At 42.8% G+C, this 12446-nt stretch carries 13 protein-coding genes; 7 read left to right on the plus strand and 6 right to left on the minus strand.

The annotated features are described in order from the left end of the window. The first annotated feature begins 38 nt into the window (after positions 1-38). From AC04NP_RS23980 to AC04NP_RS24000, 5 genes are read left to right on the plus strand one after another with little or no spacing between them, the layout of a single operon-like run. Complete coding sequence (locus AC04NP_RS23980) at positions 39-404, plus strand: tetratricopeptide repeat protein (RefSeq protein ID WP_482862532.1); 366 nt, start codon at positions 39-41, stop codon at positions 402-404. Positions 405-428: 24 nt separating this feature from the next. Then, positions 429-1214: a prohibitin family protein gene (locus AC04NP_RS23985; protein WP_482862534.1), complete on the plus strand. Its 786-nt coding sequence runs from the start codon at positions 429-431 to the stop codon at positions 1212-1214. A 17-nt stretch (positions 1215-1231) separates the two neighbouring features. Beyond that, the gene (locus tag AC04NP_RS23990; protein WP_482862535.1) at positions 1232-1411 is read left to right on the plus strand and encodes a hypothetical protein; all 180 of its coding nucleotides are present in this window, start codon (positions 1232-1234) and stop codon (positions 1409-1411) included. Between the two features lie 17 nt (positions 1412-1428). Then, entirely contained in the window at positions 1429-1656 is a 228-nt protein-coding gene (locus AC04NP_RS23995; RefSeq protein ID WP_482862536.1) for a hypothetical protein, read from the plus strand. Further along, positions 1653-2555 (plus strand): leucine-rich repeat domain-containing protein, encoded by a 903-nt coding sequence (locus tag AC04NP_RS24000; RefSeq protein WP_482862538.1) that lies wholly within the window; start codon positions 1653-1655, stop codon positions 2553-2555. Before AC04NP_RS23995 ends, AC04NP_RS24000 begins: the two co-directional genes overlap by 4 nt. 177 nt (positions 2556-2732) lie before the next feature. Here AC04NP_RS24000 and AC04NP_RS24005 read toward each other — a convergent pair whose 3' ends face one another. Both AC04NP_RS24005 and AC04NP_RS24010 read right to left on the minus strand, forming a co-directional pair. Then, on the minus strand, positions 2733-3026 hold the full coding sequence (locus AC04NP_RS24005) for a P-II family nitrogen regulator (RefSeq protein WP_482862539.1): 294 nt from the start codon (positions 3024-3026) through the stop codon (positions 2733-2735). Between the two features lie 7 nt (positions 3027-3033). Further along, positions 3034-4005, minus strand: a complete 972-nt coding sequence (locus AC04NP_RS24010; RefSeq protein ID WP_482862540.1) for a sodium-dependent bicarbonate transport family permease — start codon at positions 4003-4005, stop codon at positions 3034-3036. A gap of 79 nt (positions 4006-4084) precedes the next feature. Here AC04NP_RS24010 and AC04NP_RS24015 point away from each other — a divergent pair, with 79 nt between their 5' ends. Together AC04NP_RS24015 and AC04NP_RS24020 are read left to right on the plus strand one after the other, a co-directional pair. Further along, positions 4085-5032, plus strand: coding sequence for a universal stress protein (locus AC04NP_RS24015; protein ID WP_482862541.1), 948 nt, complete (start codon positions 4085-4087; stop codon positions 5030-5032). Positions 5033-5171: 139 nt separating this feature from the next. Next, the gene (locus AC04NP_RS24020; RefSeq protein WP_482862543.1) at positions 5172-5726 is read left to right on the plus strand and encodes an RNA polymerase sigma factor; all 555 of its coding nucleotides are present in this window, start codon (positions 5172-5174) and stop codon (positions 5724-5726) included. A gap of 448 nt (positions 5727-6174) precedes the next feature. Here the strand turns inward: AC04NP_RS24020 and acnA are convergent, their stop codons facing one another. From acnA to AC04NP_RS24040, 4 genes are all read right to left on the minus strand, one after another. After that, on the minus strand, positions 6175-8904 hold the full coding sequence (acnA, locus tag AC04NP_RS24025) for an aconitate hydratase AcnA (RefSeq protein WP_482862544.1): 2730 nt from the start codon (positions 8902-8904) through the stop codon (positions 6175-6177). 253 nt (positions 8905-9157) lie between these two features. Beyond that, positions 9158-9436 (minus strand): hypothetical protein, encoded by a 279-nt coding sequence (locus AC04NP_RS24030; RefSeq protein ID WP_482862545.1) that lies wholly within the window; start codon positions 9434-9436, stop codon positions 9158-9160. A gap of 76 nt (positions 9437-9512) precedes the next feature. Then, positions 9513-10901 (minus strand): alkaline phosphatase family protein, encoded by a 1389-nt coding sequence (locus tag AC04NP_RS24035; protein WP_482862546.1) that lies wholly within the window; start codon positions 10899-10901, stop codon positions 9513-9515. Positions 10902-10986: 85 nt separating this feature from the next. Further along, the gene (locus tag AC04NP_RS24040) at positions 10987-12444 is read right to left on the minus strand and encodes a SusD/RagB family nutrient-binding outer membrane lipoprotein (protein WP_482862547.1); all 1458 of its coding nucleotides are present in this window, start codon (positions 12442-12444) and stop codon (positions 10987-10989) included. Positions 12445-12446: the final 2 nt, after the last annotated feature.

Below are 12446 nucleotides of genomic sequence, written 5' to 3' on the forward strand. Positions count from 1 at the left end.
TTTCGTATATTATAGTAATACTATTAAATAATTAAGCTATGCAATTATATAAAACTGTATTACTATTAGTTGTTGCATTCCTACCGTTTACAAATGCATACCCAACCACACCCGACAATAGCTGGATTTATACAGGCCAGTCTTACATGACCCGATGGGACTTCAATCAGGCCATTTTTTACTTTTCGAAAGCTATTGAAGACAACCCCAACCACACCAAAGCATATTTATACCGTTCGAAAGCTTACCTGATGATCAACAGATATCATGAAGCCATGGGCGACTACCAAAAGGCATTGGCCATTGATCCGAAGTATGTCAAAAACTTTATGGGAAAGAAAAGACTGGAAAAAAATAACAGCAGGCATTTTGCCAATCCCGGACTCCATCCCATACCCAATTAAAGTTCTAAACAAAATCTTACCGTCATGAAAAAATCCATATTTCTTATATTATTGACCACCCTGGTAATTGCCTCAGGCTGTACCGTAGTCAGGCAGGGAGAGATAGGCGTAAAACGTAAGTTGGGGAAATTGAATGATCAGTCCATACAGCCGGGAGCAATAGTTTACAACCCATTGTTAACCAGAATCATTAAGCTGCCCGTTCGCACAATAAACCTTGAAATAGATGCTAATTTACCCTCAAAAGAGGGATTGAATGTAGGAGCGGTTATTTCGATCCTTTACCGTATTAAACCTGAAAATGCACCCAGCATCATAGAAAATATTGGTACTGAATATGAGCAGGTGGTCATCACCAGTGTATTCAGATCGGCCTCTGCCGATGTCTGTTCGAGGTTTTATGCGAAAGATATGCATACGGCACAGCGGTCGACAATAGAGTCAGAAATTACCAGACAGATGTCACGCCTTCTGGGAAATAGAGGTTTCGAAATAGAAGCTGTATTGTTAAAAACGATCCAACTGCCTGAAGGGCTGGCACGGGCTGTTGAAGAAAAGCTGGAAGCTGAACAGGATGCCCAGCGTATGGAGTTTTTACTGCAACGTGAGAAGCTGGAAGCGCAACGGAAGCTCGTAGAGGCAGAAGGTACCCGTGATGCACAAAAAATAATCTCGGAGGGGCTAAGTAAGCAAATACTGCAATGGCAGACGATTGAAGCCTTTAAAAAACTCTCCGAATCCCCAAATTCCAAGGTGATTATTACCAGCGGGAACTCTCCCTTGCTGATGAATGAAATCGAAGGTAACTAATGTATAAAATGTTTGCTATGAGTAGTTTTCTGAAATACACCAAAACAGTGATTCAAAAAGTGAGCTTTGATCGCCATTTACTTAATAAAGAATATAGAAAGTGTCTTGGTTACCTTTCAAATAAAGAGAGAAAAGAGTTTAATTCCTGGTTGAAAAATCAACCCTACTATTCCACGATGGAGTCGGTGGAACATTGAACATCGTACCGGCAGCCATGACTTGGATAGTTATTACAGAAGATCCACGGCCTGACAAGTATATACCGATACTTGTCAGGTCACAGCAAGAGGCCATAGAACTTAGTGTGAAACTCAATAGTTTTCAGGTGTTCAATAACGAGGACGAAGCAATATCCCTTGCCACGCAATTGAAAGAAAAATACCGTGTGAAATCTATAAGGATATTTTATTCAGAAGGTTATTCAAAAAATGTCACGATATGAAAAAGCAACATAAACCCGCACAAGCTTCCCTTAGTTTGCTACTGCTGTCACTGCTGTTTTTAGTAACCCTGTCGTCGCACCAAAGTGTATCTCAGGTGCCTGAAAAGTTTGATGACCTCGAGGAGGCGCTTCGCTCCCCTGATGAGGTAGAGTGGCTGGATCTGAAAGACAAGGGCCTGAAAGAGTTCCCGGAGATAATTTTCAAGTTTAAAAATCTGCGGTTTCTCGATCTTTCGGGTAATAGCCTGGCTGTTTTACCAGACGAGATATCCACTTTTACAAAGTTAAGGTACCTGGATGTTTCTGGTACCAAAATCAGTAAAGTGCCGGAATCCATGAGGTTGCTAAGTGCACTAAATACCATTCACCTGGCTGACCTTCCCAATCTGGACTTCGAGCAGGTATTTCCGGTGATAAGTCAAATCGAAACACTCAAGGTCCTGGACCTGAAGAATGACAACCTGCAAACAATTCCTTCATCAATTCAGTTCTTCGAGCATCTGGAAGTACTTGACCTCTCAGGGAATCCCCTGGAAGTTATCCCCCGGGAGCTTTCCCTGCTGCCTAACCTGAAGATACTTTATTTGAATAATGACAATGTGCTGGATCTGGAACGCAGCATGAATGCACTTGTAAAATTTGACCAGTTAAAAGAACTTCACCTTGAAAACGACGGAATAAGCCGCCTTCCCGACGAGATCAGTAATTTGGTAAACCTCGAATACCTGTATGTTAATCAGAACCGGCTGGAAAAACTGCCGTTTTCAATGGGACGAATGCAAAACCTGAAATACCTGGACGTTGACGGTAATCCTATTCCGGATATCTTTTTGGATGAGTATCAGAGGTTTTTACCACCGTTAATTAAGATCAATATCCGGAACCGTTACAAAAGGTGACTGAATATTCCCTGTTATTTCCCTTTATTCTATGTCCTCATATAATCTCTATGCAGTGGGAAGTGTCTGCATGAGCGACTGGCCTCTCACATGATATAGTATCAGGGAAGGATGATTACGGACAAGAAAGGGTGAGCCGGGGAGCCAATGTCAGTTGCCAAAGATACCCATGTTTTTCTAATGTACTAACCACTGGGCTTCACTCACCAAACAGACACCCCCTGATTTTGTCAGCACGGTCCGCAAAGGTTCGGTAATGCTTTCGAGTTCTTCAGCCGAGCAGGCAACAATGATATAGGTATTCTGGAAGGCATTGTGCAGGCCTTCCCCGTCTTTAATGCCCTTGTCCCCTCTTCCCAGGACATTCTTGATCATTGTATATCCATCGATTTTATTGTCATCCAGTATTTTGATGACTTTAGAGGACTCCAGGGTCCCTACCACTATTTCTACACGTTTTAAAGCTTTCATAGCCGTACTAAATTAACCAGTCAAGTATATAATAGTAAACAGGAATTCCAAGAATAATGTTGAATGGAAAAGTGATTGCCAGCGACATAGGAACATACAATCCCGGATTGGCCTCGGGGACACTTAATCCTATAGCAGCAGGGACGGCTATGTAAGAAGCACTGGCCAGCAGAACAACAAGTAACAAAGAATCTCCCAGATTTATTTCAAACAAAGTACAGATGACAATTCCCAGCGCTGCGTTGAATAAAGGGATCAGAATACTAAAAGCAATTAAAAAGGTACCGGCCTTTCTCAGTGAACGGATTCTCCGACCGGCAAGCAAACCCATATCCAAGAGAAAAAATGCCAGCATCCCTTTAAAAATATGATCGGTAAACGGCGCCAGCGAAGTGGCAGCCCGCTCTCCTGCCAGAATCCCTATTAACAAACTGCCCAGAATCAGTACTACCGAGCCATTCGTGAGCGCTTCTTTCAGTATATGCCCATAACCATTACTTTTACCATTCTTTTTGTCTGTGCGGTATATATTTATCAGCAAAACACCGATAATGATCGCCGGTGACTCCATCAACGCCATGGCAGCCACCATATGTCCCCCATAGCTTACGTCAATGTCCTTCAAAAAGGCTGTAGCGGCAATAAATGTTACTGCACTTATCGATCCGTAGGTGGCCGAAATAGCACCTGCGTCATAAACATTTACTCGCTTTTTGAGTATGTAGAAGGTGTAAAAAGGAATAATAAAGGCCATCAAAATCGCAATACCCAGGGTGAGCAATACATTACCCGTAAAGCCGTTATGCTGCAACTCTACCCCCCCCTTAATACCTATAGCCAATAAAAGGTATAAAGAAAGAAATTTGGGAATTGGCTGAGGGACTTCCAGATCAGATTTAATAAAAACTGCTATCAGTCCCAGAAAGAAAAAAAGGACACTTGGGTTTAAAAGATTATGAAGAATGACTTCAGGATTCATTTTTTTTATTATGTTCGGGAACATTGCAAAGATATAATTGTTTTTCTATTATATGTTATAGTAATACTATTATTTAGACATGGATTTTTTCAAGACCTGGGTGATATGTCTCGACATGTCACTGACGGACAACTACATTATAAGAAATGTGGCCAATCTTGCTGATAAGTTTCAACCGGAAACCCTTCATTTTGTACACATTACTCATAAACCCGACATACCTGATGAAGTACTCAGGGACATTCCCGATTTGCAGATTCCTGAACTGACGTACTACCGGTCGAAGATTCAGGATTATATCGATGGACATTTTACCGCTGATTACCATATAAAAATTCATGTGGTGGAGGGTAATCCTTTTACAGAGTTGCTGAGGTTAATTAACAAATTACCCTGTGATCTGATCATAGTTGGAAACAAAGGCGATGAAAACCAGGGAGTTATCACTCGTAAACTAACCAGAAAAGCACCCTGTAGTGTCCTTTTCCTGCCGGAATTATTCAAAGAATCGATCGATACCATTGTGGTACCTACCGATTTCTCAGATTACTCTGAAATGGCGCTCAAAATGAGTCAGACCATTGCTGAAAAGTATGATAAATGTAATGTACACATACTGCATGTCTACAAAGATTCGTCCAAATACCTAAGCCAGATCTTTGAAACCGTCCATGAAGTGGATCAAATACTGGTAAAAAGGCGGACAATAGACGAAAAACTGACTACTTATGCCCGTCATAAACTCGACACATACCTTGACAAATTTAAAAAAGAAGGGTATGACTTTATTCCCCACATCACCAGTATAGACAGGGGAAAAGAGATTGGGAATGCGATTGATGAATGGATTAAAGACAACACCCCTGATTTAGTCATTATAGGGGCTAAAGGGCAATCGGCTGCAAGTGCCGTTTTGCTGGGAAGTGTATCAGAGCAGGTTTATACAAAGGGGTCAGACTATTTACTGATGATTATAAAAAGAAAAGGGGAAAACAAAAGTTTGCTAAAAGCCTTATTGCGTACTTAAATCATTTGTTAACATCACGTTAAATCACTACTTTTTCTTTCCTCTTATTGCAAGCGGCCGGATTGGAAATATCTATAACTTTTTTTATATTAATACGTTAATATGTGATAGTAATACTATTATACAAAAAAGTTATACTATGGGTTACTTACTGTCATCTACCCCTCCGGAGGAGTATCTTGAAGAATTTCTTCAACATTCCGGTACGATGTATCATTTTGCGTTGAAGCTCACTAACAATAGTGAAGATGCTCAGGACCTGGTTCAGGATACCTTTTTAAGAGCTTTTAGATATTACGATCACTATAAACCCGGTACCAATTCCAGGTCATGGCTCTTTAAGCTCATGTATAACTTGTTCATCAATAACTACCGCAGGAAACAAAACAGTCCTTTGATCGAAGTAGATGAAGATAGAAGTAATAATCCTTATTATGACAAGCCGGTGAGTCCCGATGTTTTCAAAAATTCATTTAGTGACGAGGTGATGCTGGCTTTCAACAAATTGAAACCCGAATTGAAATCAGCGCTTTTTCTCAGGGATTTTGAAGGATTGAAATATAATGAAATTTCCAAGGTGCTTAATATCCCTGTTTACACCGTTAAAACCCGCATCCACCGCGCGAGAACACTTATGCGAAAGTCCCTGGTTAACTCGGGCGTTTATTTACGTAAAAACAAAAGGTTGACTTAAAACCGGTGCCCATTAGGGGTTCCGGGTTTCCCCAGGTTGCAGGCTTAAAAGTATGGCGCAAGCGTCTCCCGGCTGTTTCACAACATTTTCAACAAAATTCTTTGTGTCTTGGTGCCTCCGTGGTGAAAAATGGTTAACCACAAAGGCACCAAGACATGAAGAGACACAGAGGTTTTCGCCTGTAAAAAAAATACAAGCACAGCCTTAAGTTATCCAACACCCACCTCCCACTTATGCCTTTCGACCTCCGAGAAGCACAACCGAGCCCCTTCCCCTATCCCATACCCTTAATAATGAGAGGATGAAACGATTTCATAATGGCGGAACCAAAAGTGTATACCAAAAAATAATTGTCAATTATCCATTGTCAACTGTCAATTACCAATTACACTTATCTGCTTACATTATCCTGGAAAATAGCGTGCTGGTTTCTGAAAGAAAACGTTTTTTATCGGGAATTGGCAAGAAAATTCCTCAACACATAATGCAAAATACCACCATTTTTATAATATTCCACCTCGATGTTAGAATCCAGCCTGCATAAAACTTCGAAAGTTGTCTCACCATTATCTTCAGTTTTAACGATTACCTGCAGCGTTTTTGCCTGTACCAGTCCTTCCTCTATACCTGTAATGCTAAAATATTCTTTTCCGGTCAAGCCAAGACTTTCAGCGTTTTCCCCGTTTTTGTATTGGAGGGGCAATACACCCATGCCTACAAGGTTGCTGCGATGAATGCGTTCGTAGCTTTCGGCGATTACGGCCTTAACCCCGAGCAAATTAGTCCCCTTAGCCGCCCAATCCCGCGATGAACCACTTCCGTACTCTTTACCAGCCAGTACAATCAGGTCCGTTCCGTCATTTTGATATTTGAGTGAGGCATCAAAAACTGACATTTCCCGGTTGCCAGGAAAATAGGTTGTAAAACCACCTTCTTTGGTAGCGATCTGATTTTTAATACGAACATTGGCAAACGTTCCGCGCATCATTATTTCATGGTTACCCCGTCTCGATCCATAGGAGTTAAAAGATCTGAAATCAACCCCTTTATCCAACAGGTAGCGGCCGGCGGTAGAATCTGACGAAAAGGCACCGGCAGGAGATATATGATCTGTGGTTATAGATTCTCCAAGCTTGAGCAACACCCTTGCCTCATGAATATCTTTTAACGCATCATATCCTTCAGAAATATCTCTGAAAAACGGGGCTTCTTTAATGTAAGTCGATTCATCGCTCCATTGATAATCCTGACTGGTAGGGGCAGTCAGTTGTTGCCATTGTTCTTCGCCATCAAAAATCACTTTGTATGTATCTTCAAAATCACTTTGCGCAATGGAAGTGTTGATGATATCATTTATTTCACTGATGGTCGGCCATAAATCCCGCATAAATACAGGTTTCCCCTCAGTATCATACCCCAATGGTTCGGTGGTCAGATCGATATTGACTCTTCCCGCTATGGCATAAACCACTACCAGCATAGGAGAGGCCAGGAAATTCATGCGCACCTGTGGATGAACCCGCGCTTCGAAATTTCTGTTTCCTGAAAGTACTGAGGAGACATTCAGATCGTACTTGGTAACGGTCTCTGCGATCGGGTCGGGAAGCGGACCACTGTTGCCGATACAGGAAGTGCAACCATAACCTACCGTATGGAAATTAAGTGCATCAAGATCTTCATTCAGTCCTGATTTTTCCAGGTACCGGGTCACCACTTTAGAACCCGGGGCCAGACTGGTTTTGACCCATGGCTTAACATTCAGCCCTTTTTTCCTTGCTTTTCTGGCCACCAATCCCGCACCGATCATTACACTGGGGTTAGAGGTATTGGTACAACTGGTAATGGCGGCTATCACAATGGCCCCATCGTGTAACACGAATTCCTGGCCATTATAGTGTACATTAGTTGACCTCAGATGAAACTTCTGATCCCCGGTATGCACAAATTCTGTCAGTGCCCCCCCTTCTCCCAGCCAACCGGATTCCGCCTCATTATCGGCGGTGCTTTTAAGATGGCCGTATTCCTGCTCTATGAGGTCATAAAAAGTTCCTTTCAGGTTTTTGATTAAAATCTTATCCTGCGGTCGCTTCGGGCCTGATACAGTGGGTTCCAACGCAGATAAATCAAGTGAAAGCACATCTGTATAAGTAATGTTTTCCTTGCCTGTTCTCCAGAGATGATTGGCTTTCGCGTACGCCTCTACCCGGCTCACTACCTTCTCCGGTCTGTTGGTACGGCGCATGTATTCCAGGGTTTGATCATCGATGGGGAAATAGGTCACCGTACAGCCAAATTCAGGTGACATGTTTGATATCGTAGCACGATCTGGCACGGTCAGGTGATCCAGCCCTTCGCCAAACACTTCCACAAACTTACCCACCACGCCATATTTTCTTAACAGCTCGGTGATAGCCAGTACCATATCGGTAGCTGTAATTCCCTCGGAAAGCCTCCCTTTCAATGCCAGTCCAATCACCTGGGGACAAGTAAAATAAATGGGTTGTCCAAGCATAGCGGCTTCAGCTTCAATGCCACCTACTCCCCATCCTAACACACCGATACCATTCACCATAGGCGTATGTGAGTCAGTGCCCACCAAAGTGTCCGGGAAAAGCCAGCCGTCTCTTTGTACAATACCCTGGGCAAGGTATTCCAGGTTAACCTGGTGGCAGATACCCATACCCGGAGGCACCACACTGAAGTTGTTAAATGACTTTTGCCCCCATTTTAAAAGGGCGTATCGCTCGTGATTGCGTTCATATTCTCTGGCAACATTTTTTTTGTAGGCTTCTTTGCTGGCAAAAAAATCTACCTGCACAGAATGGTCCACAACGAGATCCACCGGGATTGAAGGATTAATCTTGCTGCCATCCTTGCCTTTTCGGATCACCTCAGACCGGATCGAAGCGATGTCTACAATGGCCGGCACCCCTGTAAAGTCCTGCATCAGCACCCTGGCCGGTTTATAGGGGATATCATTGTCAGTTCCTTTAGGATTCCAGTTTGCCAGGATATCGAAGTGATCATCGGTGATGGCGAGACCGTCTATGTTTCGTATTACATTTTCCAACAAAATCCGGATAGAAAAGGGCAGGCTACTGACGGCCCCTACCGCGCCCAGGTCAGCAATTTTAAAGGTTTCTCCGTCAAATTGAATCGTTTTTGTGTATGGTGACATGATGCTTAGTTAGTTTTTTTTCATTTCCGTACATTAATATAATCACTTTTTTTCCGAAATGTTTATTTACGCCTTATAATTTGTAAAAAGAATCCGAGACCATCAGTACGGAATATTGTCCTTCGGTTGGGTCTTTTCCGGCAGGTTAGATTCATCCGGTATATCACGGAGATCGATCGCGATGGTACGTGTCAGGGCCGTCATGGGAGACCTTATGCAGCATGTGAAGGTGGCCGTTTATACAAAGTTTTACTTAGGGGTACGCTCTTAAAATTGCTTGCACGGTATGTGAGTCCGCATGCATCAGGCTGTTTTGCACAGTCCGGAGGCCATTTTCAGATTTAGCCCATTCAAATATACAGGCCGACAGGATTGGAATATGCGATACGATCATCACATGTGTACTTTTCGGCGTACCGTCCAACTCTCCTTTAAGCCACTCTTTCTGAGGCTCATCGATTCTGGCGGTATACCATTTGCCGTTAAGCATCTGGGCGCTATCCGGCACGATAAATTTCCATTTATCTGACATCCTGAGAAGCGTGTAACAAGAAAGAATATTAATGTCAGATACCGGTATCCGGTTTTGAAAATTGTGTCAAATACCTTCATGGCGCGTCTGTATCGTAAAATATACCTGGATAGACAGTTCGGTCAATTTCCTTTGGTGATAAATCCAGCAAACGGACAATCATGGGCGTAATATCTTCCAGTCCCATGACAGGAATTGTAACACCTTCCCTAAAGCCGGCTCCCCAACCAATAAATCCGGTATGTATTTCAGGGAAATCAGGGATATAACCATGCATTCCCCAATAGAAAGAGGAAGATTTAACTGAGCGGCCCTGGAAATCATCCTCAATATAAATTCCGGGAATAGGATTCAGTGCTAGCCGGGCTGCAGGATCGGCTCCGGCTTGATTTAATTCTTCCCTGTTTAAAACTTGAAAAAGCTTCTTTTGGTAGTCCGGAAGATTTTTCAAAAGCTTTTCTACTTCCCTTAGTGTAGTTTTATCAGAAGAGTCTGCAAGATGTAAAAAGGCACTTGCACCGGCTACGTGGAATATCGCTTTGTTGCGCTCAGGATTGCTTTCATTGATAATACCTGACTCCGCAAGCCAAACGTTAGGGCACAAAACGGTGTTTACATCAACAAATCCATGATCTCCGGTGATGATGAATGTGGTCTCTTCCAGTATATTGGCCCGGTGCGCCGCTTCTTTTATCCTTTCTATTGCCCTGTCGGTGGCAGCCACTGCTTTAGCCACGGTTGGCCCATTTCTCCCCTCAATATGCTGAATTTCATCTGTAGCGATAAAATGCACCATCAAAAGATTAGGTTTGTACTTTTCCAGTGTATAGGCGGCAATGGCTCCTGTATTGTCAATGGTAGTGAGATCATGAATAAATATTTTTGACGTAAGCTGTTTGCCACTGGCAAATTCTTCGATTTCCTCAATGTAGCCATTGGGTATTGCAAGTTCACGCATTTTTTCCCAGTTCCAGTAGGAATGATCTCCTTCATGGTTATAGGTATAGGGAATACAAAAATCTATCGGAGCGCCCGCACTGACGGGCCATAAGATAGCAGCGCAGGATAAATTGGCATTTTTAGTGATATCCCAGAGAGTGGGTACCTGTATATCGCTGGCATCAGTGTACCGGCCTCTTTTACCCTGTATAGAACATTTATTGTTATAGTATATTCCATGCTTGAGAGGTGAGACTCCGGTGATCATAGTGGTATGCGCCGGTAAGGTTACTGAAGGAAATACAGCTTTCACCATATTGGCCTTTGTTCCAGTCATTGCCATTTTTTGTACCGTAGGCATAGGCCATTTATCGTCCGTATAGAAGCCGTGCCTGAATCCGTCAATTGACACCAACACCACATGGCTTGTTTTGTGCTTATTTTGTGCAAGCAATATAGTGTTATTGGTAAGGAAAAAAATCGATGCAAAAACCGTCAGACTAGAGATATAGCAATTCTTTAACATATTCAATGATTTATATTAAAATGAGTCGAATGTGAACGGGCATCAAAATTACCTCACATACCCGTTCTAATTATTTTGAGATGTATTACCTATCCCACCACAATGGACTATTTATGTTATCTGTCCCTCCCATCGCGCTGATGACATCCTGGTAACTCTCAGCATTTAAGGCTTGTTCATCGGTGGGGTAAAAGTATCGGGTGGGCACCCGGTCATTATTCACATTATCCATGGACGGCGGTAAATCCGGCAAGCCTGTGCGCCTGAAATCCAACCATCCTTCGTAACCTACAAAAAAATTAGCCAGCCACTTCTGTGTAATAATCTGTTCCACCGCTTTGCTTTCATCAAAAATTATTTCAGGGTTTTGCAGATAATCACCTACCGGTGATCCGGTTATACCATAATACGCTATAGAAGCGGTAATACCCAGATTGTAATGAGCCTCCGCCTGGCTGTTGCCGCCTGTGATTAATCCCCTATGTGCTGCTTCTGCCAGTATGAACTGCAGCTCGGAATAAGAAATAATCACCGCGTCAACCGCGTCCGGAATTTCCCTGTAGTTCTCGCCCAGCAGTGAAAAATCGTTAAGGTCTATCCCTAATTGTGCCTGGGAATCCCTGAAAAGGCCGACCGGTAATCCTTTGTAAGCGGGACTTCCGGCTTCAACAGAAACGGAGGTTGGACGAAACCAAACCTGTTTTCTGGGGTCGTTCAAGGTGTTTAAAACTTCCTCCATGGTGTCGCTCATTTTTATGAAGTTAAAGTCACCGAATCTTACGGTATGAAGAGGAAACTGATTGGGGGCTGAGGGTAGGTAGTCAATCAAAGCACTTTCAGCATTGTTTTCAAAAACAGGCTCTTCGTCCACTATTTGCTGCATTTCTGCCGATACGTCTTCGACATTCGAAATTCGTAGCAAATAGCGTAGCCGCAAGGTATTGGTGAATTTCCTCCAAAGGAGAAAGTCCCCATCGTACATGATATCGCCGGCAATCAGATCATTGGTATTTTTTAACAATTCATTGGCTTTGCGAAGGTTGTTCAATATGCCTTCATCGGTTTTGTATATAGCTTTCTGGCTATCATAGGCGGGTTTGAATCGATTGTCCGATTTTCCCCGAATAGCTTCCGAATAAGGGACATTACCCCAGAGGTCTGTCAATTGAGAAGCAATTACTGATTTCAGGGTTAAACCTATGGCTTCATATCCGGCATTACCCTGTTCCTTGCCCAATTCAATTTGTATGTTTACCTCTCTAAGCATACGGTAAAGGAGGTTCCAATAATTCACATTACTGTCAAAATCATATCTTTCTGTCTGATTAAAGTCAAATTTAGCCGTATACTGAGCAAGGCCATTTCCCCGGTCCAGTGCCTGTCGAGTAAGGTTATCACTCAATTGATAGAGGGTGTTTGACAGAATGAGGTTAGGATTTACTTTATCCGGAGAATTTGGATTGGTATTGATCTCCTCAAAGTTATCTGTACATGCAGGCGTACAAAACAGGGCTAGCAGCAGTATTAATAGTCTTGGTTTCATTT

Source organism: Agaribacillus sp. DX54 (assembly GCF_056858335.1).